21 protein-coding genes are annotated in these 23,344 nt (G+C 65.5%); 6 read left to right on the top strand and 15 right to left on the bottom strand.

All coding sequences use genetic code 11. The features are described 5' to 3' along the window. The 9 genes from GL284_RS09415 to GL284_RS09375 all read right to left on the bottom strand — a co-directional run bounded on the left by GL284_RS09415 (position 1) and on the right by GL284_RS09375 (position 9,590). Entirely contained in the window at positions 1–1,002 is a 1,002-nt protein-coding gene (locus GL284_RS09415) for a zinc-binding alcohol dehydrogenase family protein (RefSeq protein WP_155044347.1), read from the bottom strand. Beyond that, positions 999–2,405, bottom strand: a complete 1,407-nt coding sequence (locus GL284_RS09410; RefSeq protein WP_155044346.1) for a mannitol dehydrogenase family protein — start codon at positions 2,403–2,405, stop codon at positions 999–1,001. The genes GL284_RS09415 and GL284_RS09410 overlap by 4 nt, the downstream gene beginning before the upstream one ends. Further along, positions 2,402–3,601, bottom strand: coding sequence for a mannonate dehydratase (gene uxuA, locus GL284_RS09405; protein ID WP_155044345.1), 1,200 nt, complete (start codon positions 3,599–3,601; stop codon positions 2,402–2,404). Before uxuA ends, GL284_RS09410 begins: the two co-directional genes overlap by 4 nt. Further along, positions 3,598–4,650: an L-idonate 5-dehydrogenase gene (locus GL284_RS09400; RefSeq protein ID WP_155044344.1), complete on the bottom strand. Its 1,053-nt coding sequence runs from the start codon at positions 4,648–4,650 to the stop codon at positions 3,598–3,600. Before GL284_RS09400 ends, uxuA begins: the two co-directional genes overlap by 4 nt. Positions 4,651–4,660: 10 nt before the next feature. Then, the gene (locus tag GL284_RS09395; RefSeq protein ID WP_155044343.1) at positions 4,661–6,067 is read right to left on the bottom strand and encodes a TRAP transporter large permease; all 1,407 of its coding nucleotides are present in this window, start codon (positions 6,065–6,067) and stop codon (positions 4,661–4,663) included. A 2-nt stretch (positions 6,068–6,069) separates the two neighbouring features. Then, complete coding sequence (locus GL284_RS09390; RefSeq protein ID WP_155044342.1) at positions 6,070–6,642, bottom strand: TRAP transporter small permease; 573 nt, start codon at positions 6,640–6,642, stop codon at positions 6,070–6,072. Positions 6,643–6,698: 56 nt separating this feature from the next. Beyond that, positions 6,699–7,670: a sialic acid TRAP transporter substrate-binding protein SiaP gene (locus tag GL284_RS09385; RefSeq protein ID WP_155044341.1), complete on the bottom strand. Its 972-nt coding sequence runs from the start codon at positions 7,668–7,670 to the stop codon at positions 6,699–6,701. A 39-nt stretch (positions 7,671–7,709) separates the two neighbouring features. After that, complete coding sequence (locus GL284_RS09380) at positions 7,710–8,402, bottom strand: FadR/GntR family transcriptional regulator (protein ID WP_155044340.1); 693 nt, start codon at positions 8,400–8,402, stop codon at positions 7,710–7,712. Between the two features lie 132 nt (positions 8,403–8,534). Then, a complete protein-coding gene (locus GL284_RS09375) occupies positions 8,535–9,590 on the bottom strand; it encodes an Ldh family oxidoreductase (protein WP_155044339.1) in 1,056 nt (351 codons plus the stop codon). Between the two features lie 105 nt (positions 9,591–9,695). On the opposite strand from GL284_RS09375, the gene GL284_RS09370 reads away from it, so the two are divergent. Further along, on the top strand, positions 9,696–10,673 hold the full coding sequence (locus tag GL284_RS09370; protein WP_155044338.1) for a GntR family transcriptional regulator: 978 nt from the start codon (positions 9,696–9,698) through the stop codon (positions 10,671–10,673). Here the strand turns inward: GL284_RS09370 and GL284_RS09365 are convergent. After that, positions 10,655–11,377 (bottom strand): response regulator transcription factor, encoded by a 723-nt coding sequence (locus GL284_RS09365; RefSeq protein WP_155044337.1) that lies wholly within the window; start codon positions 11,375–11,377, stop codon positions 10,655–10,657. The genes GL284_RS09370 and GL284_RS09365 overlap by 19 nt on opposite strands. Further along, complete coding sequence (locus GL284_RS09360; RefSeq protein ID WP_230383003.1) at positions 11,374–12,630, bottom strand: GAF domain-containing sensor histidine kinase; 1,257 nt, start codon at positions 12,628–12,630, stop codon at positions 11,374–11,376. The genes GL284_RS09365 and GL284_RS09360 overlap by 4 nt, the downstream gene beginning before the upstream one ends. 147 nt (positions 12,631–12,777) lie before the next feature. Between GL284_RS09360 and GL284_RS09355 the strand changes: the two genes are divergently transcribed. The 5 genes from GL284_RS09355 to GL284_RS09335 are packed head-to-tail and all read left to right on the top strand — an operon-like array spanning position 12,778 to position 17,993. Next, on the top strand, positions 12,778–13,788 hold the full coding sequence (locus tag GL284_RS09355; RefSeq protein ID WP_155044335.1) for an ABC transporter substrate-binding protein: 1,011 nt from the start codon (positions 12,778–12,780) through the stop codon (positions 13,786–13,788). Then, the gene (locus GL284_RS09350) at positions 13,788–15,230 is read left to right on the top strand and encodes an ATP-binding cassette domain-containing protein (protein WP_155044334.1); all 1,443 of its coding nucleotides are present in this window, start codon (positions 13,788–13,790) and stop codon (positions 15,228–15,230) included. Before GL284_RS09355 ends, GL284_RS09350 begins: the two co-directional genes overlap by 1 nt. 5 nt (positions 15,231–15,235) lie before the next feature. Beyond that, the gene (locus tag GL284_RS09345) at positions 15,236–16,153 is read left to right on the top strand and encodes an ABC transporter permease (protein ID WP_341870335.1); all 918 of its coding nucleotides are present in this window, start codon (positions 15,236–15,238) and stop codon (positions 16,151–16,153) included. Next, a complete protein-coding gene (locus tag GL284_RS09340) occupies positions 16,150–17,097 on the top strand; it encodes an ABC transporter permease (RefSeq protein WP_155044332.1) in 948 nt (315 codons plus the stop codon). The genes GL284_RS09345 and GL284_RS09340 overlap by 4 nt, the downstream gene beginning before the upstream one ends. Continuing rightward, positions 17,094–17,993 (top strand): SMP-30/gluconolactonase/LRE family protein, encoded by a 900-nt coding sequence (locus GL284_RS09335; RefSeq protein ID WP_155044331.1) that lies wholly within the window; start codon positions 17,094–17,096, stop codon positions 17,991–17,993. Before GL284_RS09340 ends, GL284_RS09335 begins: the two co-directional genes overlap by 4 nt. Positions 17,994–18,066: 73 nt before the next feature. Here GL284_RS09335 and GL284_RS09330 read toward each other — a convergent pair whose 3' ends face one another. Genes GL284_RS09330 through GL284_RS09315 form a run of 4 tightly spaced genes read right to left on the bottom strand, consistent with a single transcriptional unit; the run spans position 18,067 to position 23,319 of the window. Further along, complete coding sequence (locus tag GL284_RS09330; RefSeq protein ID WP_196216750.1) at positions 18,067–20,205, bottom strand: Wzz/FepE/Etk N-terminal domain-containing protein; 2,139 nt, start codon at positions 20,203–20,205, stop codon at positions 18,067–18,069. Positions 20,206–20,258: 53 nt separating this feature from the next. Then, positions 20,259–21,125 (bottom strand): sulfotransferase family 2 domain-containing protein, encoded by an 867-nt coding sequence (locus GL284_RS09325; RefSeq protein WP_155044329.1) that lies wholly within the window; start codon positions 21,123–21,125, stop codon positions 20,259–20,261. Between the two features lie 2 nt (positions 21,126–21,127). Then, complete coding sequence (locus GL284_RS09320) at positions 21,128–22,447, bottom strand: O-antigen ligase family protein (RefSeq protein WP_155044328.1); 1,320 nt, start codon at positions 22,445–22,447, stop codon at positions 21,128–21,130. Then, the gene (locus GL284_RS09315) at positions 22,435–23,319 is read right to left on the bottom strand and encodes a sulfotransferase family protein (protein WP_155044327.1); all 885 of its coding nucleotides are present in this window, start codon (positions 23,317–23,319) and stop codon (positions 22,435–22,437) included. Before GL284_RS09315 ends, GL284_RS09320 begins: the two co-directional genes overlap by 13 nt. Positions 23,320–23,344: the final 25 nt, after the last annotated feature.

The raw sequence follows: 23,344 nt of genomic DNA, 5'->3' as shown, positions 1-23,344 counted from the left end.
TTAGACATCAAGAATGGCCTTGATCACGCCCGCCTCGGGGCGCGACCACTCCTTGAACAGGTCGACCCCGTCGCGGATCGGGCCGCGATGGGTATTCAACGCCTCGGTCGGCACATGGCCGGCCTGCATCTGCGCGACCACCTCGGCGAAATCGGCAGGCAGCGCGTTACGGCTGGCAATCAGCGTCGCCTCGCGCTTGTGAAACTCGGGGTCCGAGAACGAGATCTCTTGCCGCACGACGGATAACAGCACATAGCGCGCGCCATGCGCCAGAAAGTCGAAGCCGCGCATCATCGGCGCGGCGACCCCGGTGGCGTCGATCACCACGTCGAAACCGTCGCCCCGCGCCAGCGCATCGGCCTGATCGCTGGTGGCGATGACACTGGCATCCGCGCCCAGACCGCCGGTGGCGAAGGCCAGCCGATCCTCGCGCGTGTCCATCACCGTGACATGCGCGCCGCGCGCCTTGGCAAAGATGATCGCCGACATGCCGATGGGTCCGGCCCCGGTCACCAGCACCCGGTCATGCGCGGCGATATGTCCGCGCGACACGCCATGCGCGCCAATGGCCAGAAACTCGATCATCGCGGCGTCGCGCAGCGCGATGCCGCCGGTCGGGATGACATTCTGCGCCGGGACCGAGATGCGTTCGGCCATGCCCCCGTCGGTATGCACGCCCAGCACGCGGATATTGCGGCAGGCATTGGTCAGCCCGATGCGGCAGGCCTGACAATCGCCGCAGGACAGATAGGGCACGATATAGACCGGATCGCCCGGCTGCAGATCGCTGCCTTCGGGCGCCGCCTCGACCGTGCCCGACAGTTCGTGGCCCATGACGCGGGGATACTCCAGAAACGGATGCTTGCCGCCGAAGATGTGGAAATCCGTGCCGCAGATGCCGACATGGCGGATGCGGACCAGCACCTCGCCCGCCGCCGGTTCGGGATCGGGGCGGTCGATCAGTGCCAGCTCGCCCGGTTGATTGCAGATCAGGGCCTTCATGCGCGGCTCCATTCGGCGATGGCGGCGTTCACCCGGTCGCGCCAGTCGCGATTGCCGGACAGCGCCTGCGGAAACAGCCCCGGAATGGCGAAAAACGGGGCCGAGGCATCCCCCTCCGGCATGGCCTGCACCGCCGCGATCAGATCGTCCTTGCGCGGGTCGTCCGCCTCGCCGCGATGTTTCAGCGCGGCGATCCAGATGCCGACGGCGCGGGCAAAGGCCGCCGCATCGTCACCTGCGGCCAGCGCATCCACGGCAGGCGACAGCAGGCGCTGCGGCAGCTTCTGCGTCGTGTCCATGGCGATCTGCAGATTGCGATGCGCAATCGCGGGATTGGCAAAGCGCGCGATCAGGTCGTCCATATAGGCGTCCAGATCAATCCCCGGCACCGGGTCCAGCGTCTGCACCGCCGCCGCCATATGCGCCCGCGCCAGCGCGGCAAGCTGGGGCACGGCCATCACGTCGCGCACATGCTCCAGCCCGTTCAGCACCCCCAGATGCGCGATCAGCGTATGCGCACCGTTCAGCAGCCGCAGCTTCATCTTTTCATAGGGTTCGACCTTGCTGGCAAACACCGCGCCGCCCGCCTGCCAGTCGGGGCGGCCTTGCGGAAACCGATCCTCGATCACCCATTGGATGAAGGGCTCGGTCTCGATCGCCAGCGCGTCCTGCGTGCCCAGCAGGGCCGCCGCGCGGGCGCGGGTGTCATCGGTCGCGGCAGGCACGATGCGGTCGACCATGCTGCACGGGAAGGCCACATGATCCGCGATCCATTCCGCAAGGGCCGGATCGCGCGCCTCGGCCAGTTCCAGCACCAGCCGCCGCACCACCCGCCCGTTCGAGGGCAGGTTGTCACAGCACAGCACCGTGAAGGGCGCGGTGCCCGCGTCGCGGCGCAGACGCAGCCCCTCGACCAGCCAGCCGATCGGGCCGGTCGGACGTTCGGGATGCTGCAGATCCGCCGCGACCGAAGGATGCGCATGGTCCAGCCCGCCGGTGTCGGGATCCAGCCCATAGGCCTTTTCCGTCACGGTCAGCGTCACGATGCGGATGCGGGCATCGGCCAGATGCGCCAGCACGGCATCGGGATCCTCGGCGGCACAGGCCCAGTCGCAGGTCGCGCCGATGACGCGGGCGCTGTCGCCATCGGCGCTGCGCGTGACGACGGAAAACAGCCCGTCCTGCGCCTGCAGATCCTGCACCGGCTTCGGGCTGCGCAGATTGACCGCGACGATGCCCCAAGGGCCGAAATCCGCGTTCAGCGCGTCATCGGTATAGACCGCCTGATGCGCGCGGTGAAACGCGCCAAGCCCAAGATGCAGGATGCCGGGGCGCAGTTCGTCGCGCGGATAGGCGGGGCGCTGCACATGGGCGGGCAAGGATGTCGTGGCGTTCAAGGTCATGCGAAGATACCCCGTTGCGGGTGGGACAAAGCGGCTTCGATGCCGCGCAGTTCGGCCAGCCCCTTCAGGCGACCGATGGCCGGATAGCCGGGCTGAGCGCCGCGCGTCAGGTCATCAAGGATTTCCTGCCCGTGATCGGGGCGCATGGGGATCTGGTGATCGGCGCGGCCTTCGTCGCGGCGGCGCTTTTCCTCGGTCAGCAGCGCCGCGATGACCTGAACCATATCGGTGCCGCCCGCCAGATGCTCATCTTCAAAGAAGGAACAGGGCAACGTGTCGGCGTCGCGCGTAACATTGCGCAGATGCACGAAATGGATGCGGTCGGCAAAGGCGCGGGCAATCGCGGGCAGGTCATTGTCGGCCCGCGCCCCCAGCGAGCCCGAACACAGCGTCACCCCCGAAGCGCGAGAGTTCACCTGCCCCAGCATATGCGCGTAATCCGCCTGCGTGGACAGGATCCGCGGCAGGCCCAGCAGCGGCCATGGCGGATCGTCGGGATGGGCGCAGATATTGATGCCGACCTCTTCGGCGACGGGCACCACGGCGGCAAGGAAATCGACCAGATTGCCGCGCAGGCGGCCCGCGTCGATGCCCTGATACGACCGCAGCCTTTCCAGCAGTTGCGGCAGGGAATAGCCATCCGCCGATCCGGGCAGACCCGCACCGACATTGCGGCCAAGCTGGGCGATGCGGTCGTCGGTCATGTCGGCAAAACGGCGGGCGGCTTCGGCCTGCAAGGGCTGGGGATAGTCTTCGGCGGCAGCGGGCCGTTTCAGGATATGCAGATCGAAGGCCACGAAATCCACCAGATCGAAGCGCATGGCGCGGGCGCGCTGATGGGTTTCCCAGCGCAGATCGGTGCGCGTCCAGTCCAGAACCGGCATGAAGTTATAGCACACCGTGCGGATGCCGCATTGCGCCAGATGCCGCAGCGTCGTCTGCCAGTTCGCGATATGGTCGCGCCAGTCGCCGGTCTGGGTCTTGATGTCTTCGGACACGGGGATGCTTTCCACCACCTCCCATGCCAGCCCGCCGGCCTGCACCTCGGCCTGACGTTGGCGAATGCCCTCAATGGTCCATGCCTGCCCGGTGGGGACGTGATGCAGGGCGGTGACGATGCCCTGCACGCCCGCTTGCAGCGCGTCCGTCACCGTCACCTTGTCCACGGGGCCGAACCAGCGCCATGTATGTCTCATGCCTTTTCTCCGGCGAAGGTCAGTTGCACTTTGCAGGCGATGCTGCGGTCCGATGCCATCTCGAAGGCCGCAACCGCCTGATCCAGCGGCAGGCTGTGGCTGATGATGGGGCGCACGTCGATGGCGCGGCTGCCGATCAGATCGACCGCCAGCGGAAATTCGGCATGGAAGCGTTGCGAGCCGCGCCATGTCACCTCTTTGCCCACCAGCGCATTCAGCGGGATGGTGATGTCGCCGGTGACGCCGACCTGAATGATCGTGCCGCGCGGGCGGATGGCCGCGAAGGCCGCGCGCAGGGCGGGACCGGCGGCCGAGCAATCGAAGATCAGGTCGATCCGGCCCTTGTCCTTGCCCAAGGGCTCAAGCCCCGCCGCGTCGGTGGCGACGTTGATCGTGGCCCCTGCCCCCATCTGACGCGCCCGCGCCAGCGCGGCATCGGTCAGGTCGGTGACGATGACATCGCGCGCCCCCGCATGGCGCAGCGCCGCCAGCACCAGAAGGCCGATGGGGCCCGCGCCCGTCACCATCACCCGCAGCGCGGACAGGTCGGGCAGCAGATCGCGCGCCTGCGCCACGGCATGCAGGCAGACGGCCAGCGGTTCGGCGCAGGCGGCCTCGCCCGGTGTGGCGGTGTCGGGCAGCGCGTGGATCTGAGCGGCATCGACCACGAACAGATCGCGGAACATTCCCTGTTCATGCGGCAGCCGCATGGCGCTGCCGATGAAATGCATGTCCAGACAATGGATCGGCAGCCCCTTGGCGCAATAGTCGCACGACCCGCAGGGCTGCGAGGGGCTGACCGCGACCAGCGTGCCGGGCGGCAGATCGCCCCCGGACACCACCCGCCCCGATGCCTCATGCCCCGAGATGATCGGCTCACGCACCCGGACCGGGCCGAAGCCGCCATCGTGATAGTAATGCAGGTCCGAGCCGCAGATGCCGCCCGCCTCCATCGCCAGCAGCACCTGACCGGGACCGGGGGTCGGCACCTCCTGCTGCTCGACGCGCAGATCATGGGCGGCGTAAAGCCGGGCTACACGGGTTTTCATGCGCGCGCTCCTAGCGGATCAGGCCAAGCTGCGTCGGCAGCCACAGCGTCAGGGCGGGAATAAAGGTGATCAGCAGCAGCGCCACGAACAGCGGGATCATCCATGGCAGGATCGCCAGCGCCGTGCGTTCGACCGACATCTTGGATATTCGCGCCAGCACGAACAGCACCATCCCCACCGGAGGCGTCAGAAGCCCGATCATCAGGTTCAGCGTGACGATGACGCCCATATGCACCGGATCGACGCCGTATTTCGCCGCCACCGGCATCAGGATCGGCACAAGGATCGAGATGGCGGCAATGGTGTCCAGAAACGCGCCGACGATCAGCAGGATGATGTTGACGATGATCAGGAAGGTCCACCAGTTGTCGGTCAGCGAGAACATGAAATCGGCAAACAGCGCCGCCGCCTGCGACACCGTCAGCAGCCAGGCAAAGATCGACGCGGCGGTGACGATGAACAGCACGGATGCCGTGGTCTCGATGGTGTCGAAGCTGGCCTTGGCAAGCGTGCGGAAGGTCATGGTCCGATACCGCACCAGTCCCAGAAACAGCGACCACAGCACGGCGGCGACAGCGGCCTCGGTGGGGGTGAACCAGCCCATCGTCATGCCGCCGATCAGCAGCACCGGGGCCATCAGCGCCATGACGGCGTGCCAGTCGAAATACCAGTCGGCGGCGATCAGTGCGGCCAGCGCGATCAGCACCGCGATGTTGATCGACAGCCCCGCCATGATCATCAGATAGACCGCCAGCGGGAAGCACAGCACGATCACCACCTCAAGCCCGGCCCCCATCAGCTGGCGCAGCTCGAAGGGCGTATCGCTGCCCCAGCCCTTGCGGCGGGCAAAGATCCAGACGGTCAGCATCATCAGCACCGTCATGACGATGCCCGGCAGGATCCCCGCCATGAACAGCGCCCCGATCGAGGCATTGGCCATCATGCCATAGATGACGAAAGGCAGCGACGGCGGAAAGATCGGCCCCAGCGTAGCCGATGCGGCGGTGACGCCCACGGCGGCCTCGACCGGGTAGCCGTGATCCTTCATCGCCTTGATCTCGATCGTGCCGATGCCCGCCGCGTCGGCCAGCGCCGTGCCCGACATGCCCGAGAACACGACCGAACCGATGATGTTGACCTGCGCCAGACCGCCCTTCATCCAGCCGACCAGCGACAGGGCAAAGTGATAGATGCGCCCGGTCACGCCCGCGATGTTCATCAGGTTGCCGGCAAGGATAAAGAACGGCACGGCGATCAGCGGAAAGCTTTCCACCCCCGCGATCATGCGCTGCGCGGCCACGATATCGGGCGCGACGTTATAGACCAGAAGATAGGCCAAGGACGACACCGCCATCGACACCGCAACCGGCACCCCGACGATCATCAGCAGAAGAAAGCCACCAATAAGCAGAAGCATGTTCAGATCCCTGTCGTGCCGCTTTCGGCAGCTTGTTCACGGACGGTTTTCGCGCGGGTCAGGTCGCGCACGAAGTTCTGCACGCCGCGCAGAAACATCAGCACAAAGGCCACAAGCACGGTGTAGAAGACGATGCCGCGCGGCAGATCGACGGTCACCATGCGCTCGGATCCGACGATGGCGACATAGCGCCACATCAGCCAGCACATATAGCCGAAGAACGCGACCGAGATGATGTCGACGGCGATTTCCAGCGACCGGCCGACCTTGCGCGGCAGGAAGTTGAAGATCAGGTCCACGACGATGTGGCGCGCCTGCCGCACGCACATGACCGAGCCCAGAAACACCACGACCACCAGACAGTTGGCGGCGATTTCCTCGGTCCAGGCGAAACTGTTGTTCAGCACATAGCGCGTGAAGAACTGCAGAAAGATGCAGACCGCCATGGCCCAGAAAACGGCCAGCGTCAGCCAGTCCTCGGGGGCATAGGGTGACAGGTCCACCTCGGTCACCTCGTCCTCGAAGGCATGCGCCATTTGCTCCACGCTGGTCAGCGTGTGATCGTGATCGGCCATGGATCAGCTCCGGAATTTTGGGATGGGCCGGGGCGCATGGCCCCGGCGCGATGGGGTTACTGGACCGCGCGGATGGCGTCCCAGTCCTCTTTCAGATAGCCGTATTGTTCCAGCGGCGACTTTTCGAGGACGTTCTTCAGGAAGTCTTCCTTGTCCACCTCGGTCACGGTCAGGCCGTCGGCCTTGAACTTGTCGACCAGCGCCGCCTCGCGTTCCTCGACGATCTTGGTGGCGCGTTCGGCGGCCTCAAGCATGACTTCGGAAAAGATCGCCTTGTCCTCGTCCGAGAGGCTGGCCCATGTGGTTTTCGACATCACGGTGTTCAGGTGATCGACGATATGGCCGGTCAGGACGATGTTCTTCTGAACTTCGTAGAACTTCTTGGCCTCGATGGCGGTCAGCGGGTTTTCCTGCGCCTCGACCGTGCCGTTCTGCAGCGCCAGATAGACCTCGGCAAAGGCGATGGGGGTGGTGTTCGCCCCACAGGCACGCGGCATCGCCAGATAGGCGGGCACGTCCGGCACGCGCATCTTCAGCCCCTGCATGTCGGCACAGGTCTTGATGTCCTTGTTGGCCGTGGTGTGGCGCGTGCCGTAATAGGTCACGGCGGTGATGTGGTTGCCCGAGGCTTCCTCATATCCGGCGGCCAGCTTCTTGAAGACATCGCTTTTCGTATAGGCGATCAGATGCGACGGGTCGCGGAAGATATAGGGGTAATAGGTCACGCCGATCGGCTTGTATTCCCGCGACGCGAAGCTGGAGCCCGAGATGATGATATCCACCGTGCCCAGCTTCAGGCCCTGATTGATGTCGGCTTCCTTGCCCAGCTGCGAGGCGGGGTAGACGTCGATCTTGTAGCGGCCATCGGTGCGCTTGGCGATCTCGTCGGCGGCCCAGACAGATTCAGTGTGGAACGGCTCTGACGTTTCATAGACATGCGCCCATTTCAGCGTGGTCTGGGCCTGCGCGACGGCGGCGCTGGCCAGCACGGCCGCGGCACCCAGCAGGGCTTTCATCGTGAACTTCATGCGTATCCTCCCAATAGCGTTAAGTTCGGTGTCAGGGTTTCAGCGCTCGAACAGGCGTCCTTCGATAAAGCGGCGCTGAGATTCGGTCAGGTGATGGCGCATCGCTTCGCGCGCTGCGGCCGGGTCGCCCTCGGCAATGGCATCGCGGATCGCGCCATGTTCGGCCAAGGCCAGCCGCCAGGTGCGCGGCCCCTCGAAATGGGTCGAGAATTGCGCGAACAGCGGCGACAGACGGCGGGCATAGATATTTTCGGTCAGGCTGCCCAGCACGGCATTGCCGATGCCCGAGGCCAGCGTGATGTGAAATTCGCCATCGGTGCGGATCGCCACGGGCGTATCGTGAACCGCGGCCCCCATCTCGGCCAGATTGCGGTCAAGACGCGCAATCAGATCGGGTGTGGCGCGCCGCGCCGCCTCCTCGGCGATGGCGCTTTCGATGATGCAGCGGGCCTGCAACAGCTCCAGCGGGCTTTCGCCGGTCTGATCGGCCCCCGGTTCCGGCGGACGCGCGCCCAGATAGACGCCCGAGCCCATGCGGATTTCGACATGGCCTTCGACCTCAAGCGCGATCAGCGCCTCGCGCAGCGACGGACGCGACACGCCAAGCTGTTCGGCCAGATCGCGTTCCGACGGCAAGCGCGCGCCGGGACCAAGGCCCTGCCCGCTTGCCAGCCCAAGGATCTGATCGGCCACCTGCCGATATTGGCGGCGCGGCCTTGCATCTGTCAGCATGTTCCCTCCGCCGATGCGCGGCCTCCACACCGCGCGGCCAAACTGGTTTGACCACTTGTGACGTTATGGGGCGATTCCAATTTTGGTCAAGACAATTTTCCAGCTTGGCCTGAAATCTGTTCGCGGATGCCCCTACATGTCGGGCATCACGATGCCCAGCCGTGTGGCCCAATGATCAAAGCCCGCCAGCGTCACCGGGTCCAGAACCACCCCGTTTTCAAGGCGTTCCGCCGCAACCTGCCATTCGCGATCCCCCGGAGCCATGACCTTGCAGCCCGCGCGCGCGGGTGAATTGCGCAGTGTATTCAGGTAATGCGCCATTGCGGCATCAAAGCCCGCGCGGTCGCCGAAAGCTTCAGGATTGACCGCCATGACAAACGATCCCATCTGCCGCGGCGTGGCCATGTCCGGGCCGCCCATGGGGGCAATATCAAAGCTGAGCGTCATGCCGGTCAGCACGGCGCTGAAGATCTCGGCCACACCTGCCAGCGCCGCGCCCTTGAAGCCGAACTCGCCCCCCAAGGGCGCCAGCATATCCGCCTGATGCGCATCGCGGGTATCGACGCCCTGCACATCCGAGGCGACCCCTTCCGGCAGCGTGACGCCAAGGCTTTGGTAAAGCTGCACGCGGTTAAAGGGGATGGCGCTGGTTGCCATATCCAGCAGCCATGGATCGCCCGCCGCAGGTGCTGCAACCGCAATCGGATTGGTGCCGTGAAACCGCATCGCACCATCATGCAGACGCACGAAACTGTCGGAATTGCAGAAGGTTACGCCGATCATGCCTGCCCGCGCCGCCTCGACCGCATAGGCCCCTGCCGGACCGAAATGCGACCCGTTGCGCACGCCCACCGCGCCGATCCCGAATTGCCCGGCCAGTTCGATGGCGCGGGCCATGCCGCGATATGCGCCCACCGCACCCTGCGCGTGATCGGCGTCCCAGACCTCGACCGCGCCGAAACCGCCGAGTTTTTTCGGCTGCGGGTTCAGGTTCAGCCGCCCGCCCTGCAGCGCGGTCAGATAATGCGGCAGCAACCGAACGCCGTGGCTGTCGACGCCCAGCGTCGTGCCATGCATCATCGCGCGGGTTGCGGCATCGGCGGTTTCGGCATTGGCCCCCAAGGCCAGAAACGCCGCGCGGCAAAAGCGGTCAAGATCGGGCAAGGACACCCGGCTGGCTGCGGTCATGAGCACCTCCCGTCAATGATCTTTGCGCACACTAGACACCTGCGACACAATTGCGCAACAGCCGATTGGAATTGCAAAACCCGGCCTCATGCGCAATCTGCGCCCATGTCCGACACCGACCCCGCCCGCCCCGCGAAACAGCTTGCGCCGCGCCTGTATCAGCAGGCCCGCGACGCGCTGGCCCATGACATTACCAGTGGCGCCCTGCCCGACGGGACGTTCCTGACCCAGCTTGGTCTGGCCGAGCGGTTCGGCATCAGCCGCGCCCCCGCCCGCATGGCCCTGCAGGAACTGACCGAGGCCGGGCTGATCGAGCGGGTGGGCAGCCGCTACAAGGTCCGCGGCGGCTCTGCCACGGCCCCCTTGGGCGTCTTGCCCGAAACCCGGCTGACGCCGCGCAGCAGTTGGGAAATGCTGTATCCCGATATCGAGCTTGCCATCGTCTCGCGCACCTCACTGGCAAGCTGGCGGGTGAATGAGGCCGAGATGGCCCGCCATCATGGCGTCAGCCGCACGGTGGCGCGCGATGTCATGGGGCGGCTGCAACAGCGCGGCATCATCCGCAAGGATGACAACAGCCGCTGGATCGCCCCGGCCCTGACGGCGGCGAATGTCGATGAGCTGTTTGAACTGCGCTGGCTTCTGGAACCGGCGGCCATGGAAAAGGCCGTGCCGAAACTGCCCGCAGGCTTTCTGCAACAGATGCAGGCCGATCTGCACAGGGCCATGGCGCGGGATGCCAGCATCGACGCCGCCGTGCTGGACCGGCTGGAACAGCAGCTGCATGTCGATCTGCTGGGCCATTGCGGCAATGAGGCGCTGATGCGCGCGATCAGCCTGCCGCAGGCGCTGCTGGTCGCGCATCATTTCCTGTATCAATGGACGCTGGAACTGTTCGGAACCGAACCGTTTCTGGGCGAACATCTGGAGATCGTGAACCACCTTCTGGCCGGGGACGTGGCGGCGGCCAAGGCCGCGCTGGTCGCGCATCTGCGCATCTCGCGCCGCCGTGCCATGCTGCGGATCGAGGCGGTGCAGGACATGATCCAGCCCGAACCCCTGCCCTATCTGGAGCGGCTGTAGCCGCTGCCCAGCCAGTCCAGCATCTCGCGTTCGGCGATGCGCAATGCCTCGACATTCAGGGCGCCGCTGGTCATGGCGCAGGCGACGGCGCGCACGCGCTTGTTCATCGCCTGCGCGTCGCCCGGCAGATCGACGGCCAGCTTGTCGTAAAGCGCCAGCAGCCGGTTTTGCACCGTGCGTTCGGACATGCCCCGCCTGCGGGCGATTTCGCGGTCCGGCAGCCCCAGCGCCATATCCAGCAGCACCTGATATTCGCTTTCCGACAGGCCCTGCGCCGGGCGGCTTTGGCGCTGTTGCAGCCGGTGGATTTCGCGGTCCACGACAACCTGCCCCTCGACCAGCACGGCGCGCATCGCCAGATGCAGCCGCTGCACGGGCGCGGTCTTCAGCACATAGCCATAGGGCGAGCCGTTGGGCACGATCCGCGTCAACCCGCGCAGATAGGCCTCATCGGCATAGTTCGACCAGAACAGGATCCGGGTCTCGGGACGTTCCGACCAGATGGTGCGGGCGGCGTCGATGCCGTTGCGTTCCTTCATCTGCAGATCCATGACCACCGCCTGCACGTCGCGGCGGGCCATCGCCTCGCCCTCGCGGCCGTTTTCGGCGGTCAGGATCTGGCTGACCTCGGGCAGCGCCTGACCCACGGCATCGCGCAGAAAGGCGGCGTGCAGGGGGTCGTCCTCGACCAGCAGGATCTTCATGGCTGCTCCTTCGGCAGGCTGACGCTGACGCTGGTGCCGGTGCGGCCCGAGCGGACCGACAGCCGCGCCCCGATCAGCTGCGCGCGGGTGCGCATATGCGACAGGCCACCCCGCTTGCGCGACCGGCGGATGTCATCGGGCAGGCCGCAGCCGTCATCGGCCACGGTGACACGCAGGCGCGGCGTCTGGGCGATGCGCACGTCGATCCGCGCGGCGCGGGCATGGCGCCCGGCATTGTTGATGGCTTCCTGCACGATGCGGTAAAGCGCGATCCGCGCCACCGGATCCAGCCGGTCTGGCGCGCCGTCGCTGTCGTCATGCACCGCAATCCGCGTGCCGTCGCGGGTGGCGCGTTCCAGATGCACGCGCACGGCATGGGCAAAGCCGAACATCTCAAGGATCGAGGGCACGGCGGTGTCGATGATCCGCCGCAGATCGCTGACACAGCCATCCAGCCGCGCCATCACCTCGGGCGTGGCGGGCGCATCGGGGCGCGTCAGATCGCGCATCAGCCGCGACAGGTCGGCCAGCGTCTGGTCGTGCAGATCCATACCGATGCGCTGGCGTTCCTGTTCCAGCGCCTGCGTCAGATCGCGCGCGCCCAGCCGCAATCCCTCTTCGCGGGCGCGGGCCTCGGTCTCGACGATGGCGGCATGGCGCGACCGCTCGGCCTCGCGCAGCGCGAACACATAGGGCGAGATCAGATCGGCCACATATTGCGCCGCCGCCACGTCGCGCGGCCCGTAGACCCCGGCGCGGTGCGAACTGATGCTGAGACCCCCGATGACGCCATCCGCCACGACCAGCGGCACATGCACCCGCGCGCGCAGCCCGTGATCGTGAATGGGCCCGTTGAACGCCTCGGCGAAGGCAAAGCGCGGATCGCGGGTCGCATCCTCGGTCAGCATGTTGGGCAGGTGGCCCAGCAGGATCTCGCGGATGGGGGAATTGCGCACATCGCCGGTGCCGTGGCGGCCCCATGCGGTTTCGATCCCGGTTTCATAGGCAGCCGAGACATTGCCGTCATGGCGCAGCAGGCACAGGTCCAGATGGTCATAGGGCAAAAAGCGTTCGATTTCCTGCGCGACCGACTGGATGGCCGACAGGAAATCCAGCCGCCCCGCCAGCGCCCGCGAGATGCGGAACAGATGCGGCAGCAGCGGGCCGGGGTCGATGTCATCGACGGTGACTTGCACATGGCCGCCCTCCCCTGCGGTGTCATGACGTTGCCACAAAGCCCATGTCAGCGCCAAGCACCCGCATGGACCCTTGCGGGTTTCCGCAAACGGGACGCGGGGACATGCAGCACGCCCGCGCATCCGGGGCTATGCAGATGCCGCCGCGCGCCTATCCTGATGCGACCAGACGCTGGGGAGAGCGTCCTAGGGAGGGGAAAGACCATGACCCGCAAGGGATTGATGCTGACGGCTGCCGCCATGCTGGCCGGCACGGCCGCGATGGCCGATACGGCCGACAAGAAAATCGCACTGTCCAACAACTATGCCGGCAACAGCTGGCGTCAGGCCATGCTGGAAAGCTGGAAGCGCGTGACCGACAAGGCCGTGGCCGATGGCGTCGTGGCCAGCGCCGACGCCTTTACCACCGCCGAGAATCAGGCGACCGAACAGGCCGCGCAGATCCAGAACATGATCCTGCAGGGCTATGATGCCATCGTCATCAACGCGGCCTCGCCCACGGCGCTGAACGGCGCGGTGAAAGAGGCCTGCGATGCGGGCATCACCGTCGTCAGCTTCGACGGCATCGTGACCGAGCCCTGCGCGTGGCGCGTCGCCGTGGACTTCAAGGCCATGGGCAAGGGCGAGATCGACTATCTGGCCGGTCGCCTGCCCGAGGGCGGCAACCTGCTGGAGATCCGCGGCCTTGCGGGCGTTTCGGTGGATGACGAAATCCATGCGGGCATTCAGGAGGGCGTGGCCGCGCATCCGAACTTCAAGGTCGTGGGATCGGTGAACGGCGACTGGGCGCAGGACGTAGCGCAAAAGGCCGTGGCGGGCATCCTGCCGTCGCTGCCCGATATCGTGGGCGTGGTGACGCAGGGCGGCGACGGCTATGGCGCGGCGCAGGCCTTTGCGGCGGCGGGACGGCCCACGCCGATCATCATCATGGGCAACCGTCAGGATGAGCTGAAATGGTGGGGCGAACAGCGCGACGCGAACCAGTATGAAACCATGTCCACCTCGATTGCGCCGGGGGTCTCGACGCTGGCCTTCTGGGTGGCGCAGCAGATCCTGGACGGGCAGGACGTGCCCAAGGATCTGACCGTGCCTTTCCTGTCGGTGACGCAGGACACGCTGGATCAGGCGCTTGAATCGACCCCCGAAGGCGGCGTCACCAACGTGGATTACACGCTGGACGACGCCAAGCAAGTGATCGGCGGGTCCGCAAGCTGATGACCGACGCTGACCGCGCGGCGGTCGTGGTGCTGGATGGCGCGTCGAAATCCTTCGGCGCGCTGAAGGCGCTGGACCGCGTGACCCTGTCCATCGGCCCCGGCGAATGTCTGGGGCTGGTGGGCCATAACGGGGCCGGAAAATCGACGCTGGTGAACCTGATCACCAGCCTGTTTGCGCCGACCGAGGGCCGGGTCGCCTATCCCGGCCATGCCGATCACCTGTCCGCAGGCATCCGCGCCATCTCGCAGGAAGGCACGCTATGTCCCAACCTGACCGTGCTGGAGAACCTGCAGGTGACCCAGCGCGACCTGACCGGCTGGGGCTGGCGCGGGGTGGCGGGGGGCCGTGTCATGGCGGCTTTGGACCGGATCTTTCCGGGCCACCGCATCCGCCGCGACACGCTGGTCGTCGACATGACGCTGGCCGAAGCGCAGATGGTGGAAATCGCCATCGGTTTTGCCGAAGGCGCGTCCCCGGCCCGGCTGGTGGTGCTGGATGAGCCCACCTCGTCGCTGGACGCCTCGATCGCGGCGCAGCTAATGGCGCATATCCGGCGCTTTTGCGGCGCGGGCGGCGCGGTCATCTTCATCTCGCACATGCTGGGCGAGATTTTCGATGTCGCCACCCGCATCGTCGTCATGCGCGACGGGCGCTGCATCGCGGATCGGCCAGCGGCAGCGTTTTCGCGGCAGGGGCTGGTCGATCTGATGGGCCATGTGGCCGATGACGATCACCAGCCCAGCGCCGCAGCCCTGGCCCGCGCGCTTGGCGACACGTCCAACCACATCCTGCGCACCCCCGAAGGGATCGAGGCCCGGCGCGGCGAAATCGTCGGTCTGGCCGGTCTGGCAGGCCACGGGCAGGCCGAGGCTCTGGCGCGCTTTTATCTGTCGCGCAGCAGCGACTGGCGCGGCAGCCGCGATCCCGAAGCGGTCTTTGTCGCGGGCGACCGGCGGCGCGATGGCGTCATGCCGATCTGGTCGATCCGCCGCAACCTGACGCTGGCCGCGCTGGACCGCCTGACCCGCTGGGGGCTGGTCGATCAGGCGCAGGAACAGCGCATCGGCACGGATTGGCAAAAGCGCATCGGCATCCGCACACCCGACATGGGCAACCCGATCCTGTCGCTGTCGGGCGGCAACCAGCAAAAGGCCCTGTTCGCCCGCGCACTTGCGACGCATGCGCCGGTCGTCGTCATGGACGATCCCATGCGCGGCGTCGATATCGGCACCAAGACCGAGGTTTACGACATGATCCGCCATGAGGCCGCATCCGGCCGCACCTTCCTGTGGTATTCGACCGAGATGGACGAGATCCGCAACTGCGACCGGGTGTTCGTCTTCCGCGACGGCGCGATCTCGGCCGAGCTGCAGGGGCAGGACATCACCGAGGAAGCCGTCCTTGCCGCCAGCTTTGAATTCGGAGACCACGCGGCATGAGGGTGGTGAACGCACGCCTTGCGCTGCCCGTGATCTCGCTTGCGGTGCTGATCTGCGCCGTATTCTGGCTGCAGCCCCGCGCCATGAGCTATGTCGGGCTGAACCTGCTGTTCAATCTGGCCGTGCCCATCGCCTTGGCGACGGTGGCGCAGATGGTCATCATCATGGTCGGCGATATCGACCTGTCGATGGGGGCCTTTGTCAGTCTGGTGGCCTGCATCACCGCCGCGATCCTGCCGGTGAACCCGGCGATGGGCGCGCTGATGCTGCTGGGTTGCGTCGCGGCCTATGCCGCGCTTGGCGCGCTGATCGAGGCGCGCGGCCTGCCCGCCATCGTCGTCACGCTGGGCATGTCCTTCGTCTGGGGCGGGGCCGCGGTGCTGATCCTGCCCTCGCCCGGGGGCACGGCACCGGTCTGGCTGACCGCCATCATGAAGGCCAAGCCGCCGATGGTGCCGGTGGCGATCATTGCCAGCGTGGTCATCGCCACGGTCGCGCATCTGGTCATCATGCGATCGGCCTTCGGCGTGCGGCTGCGCGCGCTGGGGGGCAATGCGCGGGCGGTGTCGCGCGCGGGGCGTTCGACCATTGCGCTGCGGGCATGGGCCTATGCCGTGGCGGGGGTGTTTGCCGTGCTGGCCGGGATGGCGCTGGTGGGGCTGACCACCTCGGGCGATGCCAATATCGCGCTGCGCTATACGCTGCTGTCCATCGCAGGGGTGATCCTTGGCGGCGGCGAATTCACCGGCGGGCGCGTCTCGCCGGTGGGTGCGGTGATCGGGGCGCTGACCCTGACGCTGGCGGGCAGCTTCCTGTCCTTCCTGCGGCTGTCGCCCGACTGGCAGATCGGCGCGCAGGGCGCGATCCTGATCCTTGTGCTGGCCGCCCGTCTTGTCGTCCGTCAGGCAGAGAGGCGCACATGACAAACCTGCACAAAGCCCCGTGGTTCTGGGCATGGATCGCGGCCTTCGCGGCCTTCGGCGCCACATGGCCGCTGAGCGCGGGCGGCGGAGGCGGCATGGCGCTGCTGGTCGCGGCGCTGACCTTTGGCAGCTTCTCGGTCCTGACCGGGCTGGGACAGATGCTGGTCATCACCATGGGGCCGGGCAATACCGATCTGTCGATCCCCGCCACGATGACGCTGGCCGCGACCCTGTCGCTGAAGCTGATGAACGGCGCCGGCGGCCTCTGGATCGTCGCGGGGCTGCTGGCGGCGCTGCTGATCGGGGTGGGCGTGGGGATCGTGAACTTTGCGCTGATCCGCCTGCTGCGCATCCCGCCGATCATCGCCACCCTGTCGGCCAGCTTCCTGTATCAGTCGCTGGCCATCTGGTCGAACCGTGGACTGCGCATCAAACCGCCGCAGGCGCTGGCCGATTTCACCACAGGCCGCGCGGTGCTGGGCATCCCGAACCTTGCATGGGTGGCGCTGGCCATCACCGTGCTGTTCTGGATCATCCTGAACCGCGCGCGGTTCGGCAGGCGCATCTCGGCCATCGGGCAGAACCCGCGCGCCGCGCGGCTGGCTGGTGTGCCGGTCGCCAGCGTGACAGCCGCCACCTATATCACCTGCGCCGTCATGGCGGGCCTGACCGGCTTTCTGCTGGCCTGCTTTTCCGGCGGCGCGGCGCTGAACATGGGGGCCGAGTTCCTGCTGATGTCCATCGCCGTCACCGTCATCGGCGGATCCTCGATCGCGGGCGGCAATTCCAACGTGCCCGGCATCTGGGCGGGCGCGCTGTTCATGTATCTGATCGTCTCGATGCTGAACTCCTATGGCTTGGGGGCCGGCGTGCGGCTGCTGGCCACCGGGGTCATCATCATCGCCATCGTCGCCACAGCCAGCGGCAGAAAGGCCCGTCTATGAGCATTTACGACAAACGCGACCCACGCTTTCGCGGGCTGATCCATCCCAATGCCCAGCTTCGCCAGATCGGCGCGGGCTTTGAATGGACCGAGGGTCCGGTCTGGTTTCCCGCCGCCCAGATGCTGCTGTTTTCCGACATCCCCGCGCATCGCATGATGCGCTGGACCGCACAGACCGGCTGTTCGATCTTTCGCGAGGATTCGGGCTATTCCAACGGCAATACTCGCGACGGTCAGGGCCGCCTTGTGACCTGTCACCACGGGCTGCGCGCGGTGACACGGACCGAACATGACGGCACGCTGACCACGCTGGCCAACCAAGGCGCGGGCCAGCGGCTGAATTCACCCAATGATGTCGTGGTCAGCCGCGACGGCAGCATCTGGTTCACCGACCCGACCTATGGCATCATGTCGGATCTTGAGGGTTATAAGGCCACGCCCGAACAGCCCGGCAGCTATGTCTGGCGCATCCCTGCCGAGGGCGGCGCGGCCCAGCCCGTCATCACCGATTTCACCCAGCCGAACGGCCTGTGCTTTTCGCCCGACGAACGCCTGCTGTATGTCGCCGAATCCGGATCAAGCCATGACGCGGCCATTCCCCCGGTGATCCGCGCCTATGAGATGACGGCCGAAGGCCCGGCGAATGGCCGCGATTTCGCGACGGTCGATGCCGGGCTGCCGGACGGGATCCGCTGCGATGCGCAGGGCAATATCTGGTCCTCGGCTGCGGATGGGGTGCATGTGTTCGCGCCCGACGGCACGCTGCTGGGCAAGATCCTTGTGCCGCAGGTCGTGTCGAACCTGTGCTTTGGCGGGCCGCGCGGCAACCGGCTGTTCATCACTGCGACGACCGGGCTTTACACGATCGCGGTGAATGCGTCAGCGGCCCAGCCCTGACGCAATGCCGCTTACGAACAGAAAAAAGGCCGCCCCAAGCTGGGACGGCCCTGATGCGTTCAGCGACCTGGCCTTAGTTATAGCGCGAAAAGCCGCGTGCGGTGTTGGCGGTGAAGAGACCCCCCAGCAGCATCGGACGCAGCACGCGGCTGGCCCCCAGCGTCTCGGCGATTTCGGGGGCGCGTTCCTGACCCCAGCGCAGACTGATGATCGCGCCATCCACCAGCCCCGAGGCAATCTCGGCCTCGGACAGGTCCGAGATGGCGGGCAGGATCAGCACGACGTGATCCACCTTCTCGCGCAACCCCTGCAATACGCCGGCCAGCGCCTGAAATTGCGCGGGCGACAGCAGATCGGCGGTGACGCCTTCGGCCATGGACACCACGGCAGGACGCCCCGCCTGTGCCAGTTGCGCGATCCGGCCCGACAATTGGGCGACATCGCCGATCTGGTTCAGCGCGGGCAGCGCCATGTGGCCCGGCTGGCCTGCGAACAACCGCGCATGTTCCGGCACAATCGAGATCAGCGCCACGCGCGCATCATGGCCCGCCAGTTCCGCCGACAGCCAGCCTGCGGTCTGTGCCCGCCCCTCGCCCCGGCGGCAGGACACGACGCCCGTGACCAGCGCACCGCGTTCCGGGCGACGCTGCTGCAATTCGGCGGCAAGGCCGCGCAGCACGCGCTGCACGCCGTCGCCGCGCGCGGGCTGCATCAACCCGCTGGGCTTGACCGAATAGGACGAACGCACGCCGGGCAGCATCCCCAGATAGCGCAGACCCAGCCCCTCGCGCACATCCGAGATGCGCAGCAGCCGGTTGTCCATGACCTCACGCAGGAAAGCCAGCGCCGAACCGATGACCAGACCACCGAAAATGGCAAGGATCAGCGTGCGCATGCCCTTGGGCGAGGATTTCTCATCCGGGGGCACGGCCTGCCCGATGACGCGGGCGGGCGAGCGCTGGAAGGTTTCCCGCTGGGCCGAGGTGTTCAGCTCATTCAGCATCGACTGATAAAGGCCGCGTTTGGCGTCGGCCTCACGCTCCAGCACGTTCAGCTGGATCGACTTCTGCGCATCCGAGTTCGAGCGGTCGCGCAATTCTTCCACATGCTGTTCGGTCGCGGTGATCTGGCGACGCACGGTGATGATCTGCGTGTCCAGACGTTCGACGATCTGTCCGGCTTCCTGCATCATCGCTTCGCGCAGGCGGGCCTGATCGCTGCGGTTGCGGTTCACCATGTCGCTGTTGGCGCCCCAGCGCGTGACCAGATCGGTCTCCTCGGCCACCAGCCCGGAATAGCGGGTCTGGAAATCGCGCAGCGCCGGGCTGGCGACTTCGCCGCCCAGCGTGCCGTCCAGCAGCGCGCCCGTGGATTGCGACGCGACGATGGCCTTGATCTTGTCCTGACGGGTCTGGGTTTCGATCAGTTCCTGACGCAGGCGGATCAGCAGATCGTTGGCGTTGGAGAGTTCCACCTCGGACGGCAGATTGCCGTCGCGCATCGCAAACAGGTCATTGGCCTGGCGATATTGCGCGACTGCGGCATCGGCGGTCTGCACCTCCTGCCCCAGCACCTGCACGCGCTGGTCCAGCCAGCCATGGATGCGGCGGGTGTCGGACAGCGCGGCATCCGAGGCGGCCTTGAAATATTCGTCGACCATCGAATTGACCGCGCGGGTCGCAAACATCGGATCTTCCGAGGTATAGGCGATGTCGATCACATAGGTGCCGCCGTCACGGCTGATGTCGAAACCCTCCATCATCTTCTGACGGATCGTCTCGCGCCGGGTCGCCTCGGCTGCTTCGGCATCGGCGAAGGTCGGCGGCTCGGACCCGCTGCCCAGCAGGGCGCCGATCCCGTTCAGCACCATGCGCGGCAGGCTGACGGATTCCGGCTCGGGCTCCATGTCGTAAAGGCCCAGCGACTGCGCCACGCGCGAGGTCACATCGCGCGAGCCCAGCACTTTGATTTCACTGTCCACCAACAGCGCATCCGACAGCAGAAGCGTCGGCGCCTCGACCCCGTTGGGCGAGTTCGAGATGCGCGGGTCGATGACCAGCGCGGCGCGCGCGGTATATTGCGGCGTGGCCGTCAGCACATAGGCCAGCGCCAAAAGCGACATCAGAAGCGTCGTCCCGGCGATCAGACGCCAGCGACGGCGCAGGCCGGATGTGATGGCCCGCAGCGTCGAGGCAAGATCGACCTCAGGCACAGTCCCATCCCGCGGCGGTTCGGCGACACGGCGCCATTGACGGTCATTCTGGATCATGCGGCTATCACTTTCAGTTCTTGCTGCATCAGGCCAGGCGCGATGCGTCGGGAATGTTCAAAAAGCTCGATATCGGGGGCGCAAAGCTGCTCAAGCCGGCGCCGCTGGCTTTCGGTCATCTGCAACGGGGCGTCCTGTTTGCCCGCGCCGTTGTAATGCGCGATCCGCGGTTTCACGCCGAAGATCTTGCCGAAATCGCGGGCGAACCCGTCCATGTCCTCCATGAAGCCGATCAGCGCGAAGCGGGCCATGTTCTGCTTGGCCAGCGCCATGGCCTGCGCCTCCTGATCGGGGCGCACCGTGGCCATACCGCTGAAATAGCGCAGCTTGTGCAGCGCCTGACGGCGACCGTGATCGCTTTCCAGATATTCGTCGAAATCGCCGAAGAAATGCCCGATCCGCTTGTCGAAGCGATAGTTCGAGATGGTGCGCTTCACCGGATCGCGCAGGATGGTGATATAGCTGTAATCCTTGCCGAAATGCTTCCACGCCTGTTCCGAAAACAGGAAATGCCCGTGGATCAGCTGCGCGTTATGGCACATGTGCATGACCAGCAGCTGTTCGCGAAAGGCGGCGATTTCGTCGGCATTGTCGCCTTCGTCGTGAAAGGCGATGTCATTGTTCACATCCGCCTTCAGCACGCCCATGGCCTTGCGGATCGACACCGAATCCAGAATGCCGATCTTCTGATGCAGGGGAACGGTGGCATACAGCGCCTCGGACACCGAGGTGCCGCCGCATTTGGGCATATGCATATAGACGCAGCGCTTGCGCAGCCGCGTCGGAGAGACGGTGTGGATCGACCGGCCCATGTAAAGACGCGACCTGCGACGAAACTGCGTAAGTGGAGAAAATTTTATCATCTTTAATCATTCACCTGGGAGAGATCGCCGGCCAGATTACGGCTTGACGGATTGACGAAGGGCGGCGCGTGACATTTCACGCTGACACCGATCATGATAAGCCACATGAGCATGAACTCGTGCTGGCGGAACAAATAGGTTTCGACAAGACCCACATTCAGCGGAAGCAGGGTCAGCACCAGACAGCCTGATGCCAAGGCCCAACCTGTCGCCAGATAAAACCGCAGCGTCCGCCACAGCACGGTTCCCAGAAGCGTCAGGTTGCACGCAAGCCCGATCGCTCCCGTGCCAACCAGAATGTCGATCATGAAGTTGTGAAAGGACGGTGCAGGGGAGCCCGCCTGAACCACCGCGAATTGCTCTGGTGCAAATCTGTCCATCGCCCAGAAGGCACCAAAGCCGAAACCCGTGAGCGGGGATTGCGCGGCGACGCCCAGACCGATGCCCCACAAATCCGTGCGGCCGGTCAGGGTCGGATCCTTGCCTGTCGCCCGGAAAATCTCGGTCAGAGGGTCAATGCCCATCAGTGCCAGCACGAAGGGACCTGCTCCGATCAGCACGATCAGCAGCCCGATCGTACCATAGCGCAGACTTACCGGAAGCCGGCGGCGATTGATCAGCAAAAACAGCCCCGTATAGCAGGGCAACAGCAGCACCGCTGTCATGGACTTCGACATGACCATTGCAAATGCACAGATGGCAAAAGCAAACGGCGCATACAGGCGCAGCAGGCGCGGCACTTCTCCGGGGCGCATCAAAAGGACGGTCAGCGACATCAGCGCCGCCATCTGCGAATAATGTCCCAAGGTGTTCTTGTTTGTATAGATCCCAAGCAAACCGCCAACAGCGCTGTAGACGGGCTGCACAAATCCCACGACCATGTTGACGAGCGACAGCGCAGACCCCGCTGATACGATCAGGAAGATACCGATGATCAGCTGCTTTGGACTGAACCTCCATCCGACATACACAGCGATCAGCGTCGACATCATCATCTGCGTGCCTGCCGCCATGGTCGTCGCCCGAGACCCCGACCACACCACCGAGATCAGGCAGACTGTTGCGAACAGCAGCAGCGTCCAGTTGCGCGACAGCAGCCGGAAGTAATCCGGCCAGATCATCGTGACTCGCAGGATGAACAGCAGATAGACCAGCAGCCAGACCAAGCCACCCACACCCCAGCGCTGCGGCATGTCGGCCATGGCAATGACCGTCAGCGACAGCAGGCCGACATCATAGGCCAGCCAGAATGCGCGCTGCCCATCGCCGATCCGGCCCCCCCACCCCATCGGGCGATCGGGGCCCTGCGTCAGATCGACCATTTGGAAAACTCCTGCCCGGTCATCTTGCGTAACCGGCTGACCTCGGGGGCCAGTTCGCTGCGCATGGTCACAAGCATCGGCTCGGGAAAGCAGGGTGCGACGCGCGCCGAGCCCAGACGCGCCAGCATCTGCCGCAGCCTGCGGCGCAGCGCCGGGCTGATAAGGCGCGTCAGCAGCGGCCTCAGCCTGCCTTGCGACAGCTTCAGCACGGCCATCGGCACGCGCTCCAATTCGTCATTCGCGTTCTGCCGATCCATGCCGGGCATCTGCATCGGGCTGGCGCCGATATGGGCCAGTATCGCATCAAGATGCACCTGTGGCGCGCTGATCAGGCTTTCGAATTCAATCACAAGAATCTGCGAGCGGTCGAAATATTGCAGATAGGCATCCAGCTGGGCGGCATAGTTGCTGGTGTCCATGATGCTGAAATATTCATGTCCTCCCGCCATCTGCGCGGGCGTTTCCGTGACCTCACCCATGTTCCACGAATGCAGGTATTGCGACACGGCCCGTTTGACCGGATCGCGCAGCACATAGATCAGCCGGGCATCGGGACAGTCGCGGAAGATCCGCTGGGGCACGCCGGGAAAATCACGGGCCTTGGCATAGTTCGGGCTGACCTCGCCGCGCAATGCCCGCGTGGTGTCGAACTGCCCGCGATACCAGTCGGGACCGCGCGCATAGTTCTTTTCGGCGATAAAATAATCGGTTTCCTTGACCCGCGCCATCGAGATCTGGGGGTGCTTTTCCAGAATGTCCTGCAACATCGTCGTGCCGGCGCGCATGGCACCGATCACGATGAAATCCACGAGCCTGTCTTCGTCCCTGCGCACCAGTGACGACGTTTCAATGATCGAGGGATCGATCTTCATTGTAGCTTGGACCTTTCGACAGCGC

The organism is Paracoccus shanxieyensis (genome assembly GCF_009711265.1).
Classification (GTDB): domain Bacteria; phylum Pseudomonadota; class Alphaproteobacteria; order Rhodobacterales; family Rhodobacteraceae; genus Paracoccus; species Paracoccus shanxieyensis.
Note: the sequence above shows the minus strand (reverse complement) of the source record. Positions and strands in the feature narration are given on the sequence as shown.

Coding starts and splice junctions, on each gene's coding strand:
- GL284_RS09415 (WP_155044347.1), bottom strand. CDS start 1,002: ATGAAGGCCCTGATCTGCAATCAACCGGGCGAGCTGGCACTGATCGAC.
- GL284_RS09400 (WP_155044344.1), bottom strand. CDS start 4,650: ATGAAAACCCGTGTAGCCCGGCTTTACGCCGCCCATGATCTGCGCGTC.
- GL284_RS09370 (WP_155044338.1), top strand. CDS start 9,696: ATGTCCGACACCGACCCCGCCCGCCCCGCGAAACAGCTTGCGCCGCGC.
- GL284_RS09340 (WP_155044332.1), top strand. CDS start 16,150: ATGACAAACCTGCACAAAGCCCCGTGGTTCTGGGCATGGATCGCGGCC.
- GL284_RS09315 (WP_155044327.1), bottom strand. CDS start 23,319: ATGAAGATCGATCCCTCGATCATTGAAACGTCGTCACTGGTGCGCAGG.
- GL284_RS09325 (WP_155044329.1), bottom strand. CDS start 21,125: ATGATAAAATTTTCTCCACTTACGCAGTTTCGTCGCAGGTCGCGTCTT.
- GL284_RS09320 (WP_155044328.1), bottom strand. CDS start 22,447: ATGGTCGATCTGACGCAGGGCCCCGATCGCCCGATGGGGTGGGGGGGC.
- uxuA (WP_155044345.1), bottom strand. CDS start 3,601: ATGAGACATACATGGCGCTGGTTCGGCCCCGTGGACAAGGTGACGGTG.
- GL284_RS09380 (WP_155044340.1), bottom strand. CDS start 8,402: ATGCTGACAGATGCAAGGCCGCGCCGCCAATATCGGCAGGTGGCCGAT.
- GL284_RS09410 (WP_155044346.1), bottom strand. CDS start 2,405: ATGACCTTGAACGCCACGACATCCTTGCCCGCCCATGTGCAGCGCCCC.
- GL284_RS09355 (WP_155044335.1), top strand. CDS start 12,778: ATGACCCGCAAGGGATTGATGCTGACGGCTGCCGCCATGCTGGCCGGC.
- GL284_RS09365 (WP_155044337.1), bottom strand. CDS start 11,377: ATGAAGATCCTGCTGGTCGAGGACGACCCCCTGCACGCCGCCTTTCTG.
- GL284_RS09375 (WP_155044339.1), bottom strand. CDS start 9,590: ATGACCGCAGCCAGCCGGGTGTCCTTGCCCGATCTTGACCGCTTTTGC.
- GL284_RS09395 (WP_155044343.1), bottom strand. CDS start 6,067: ATGCTTCTGCTTATTGGTGGCTTTCTTCTGCTGATGATCGTCGGGGTG.
- GL284_RS09385 (WP_155044341.1), bottom strand. CDS start 7,670: ATGAAGTTCACGATGAAAGCCCTGCTGGGTGCCGCGGCCGTGCTGGCC.
- GL284_RS09335 (WP_155044331.1), top strand. CDS start 17,094: ATGAGCATTTACGACAAACGCGACCCACGCTTTCGCGGGCTGATCCAT.
- GL284_RS09350 (WP_155044334.1), top strand. CDS start 13,788: ATGACCGACGCTGACCGCGCGGCGGTCGTGGTGCTGGATGGCGCGTCG.
- GL284_RS09390 (WP_155044342.1), bottom strand. CDS start 6,642: ATGGCCGATCACGATCACACGCTGACCAGCGTGGAGCAAATGGCGCAT.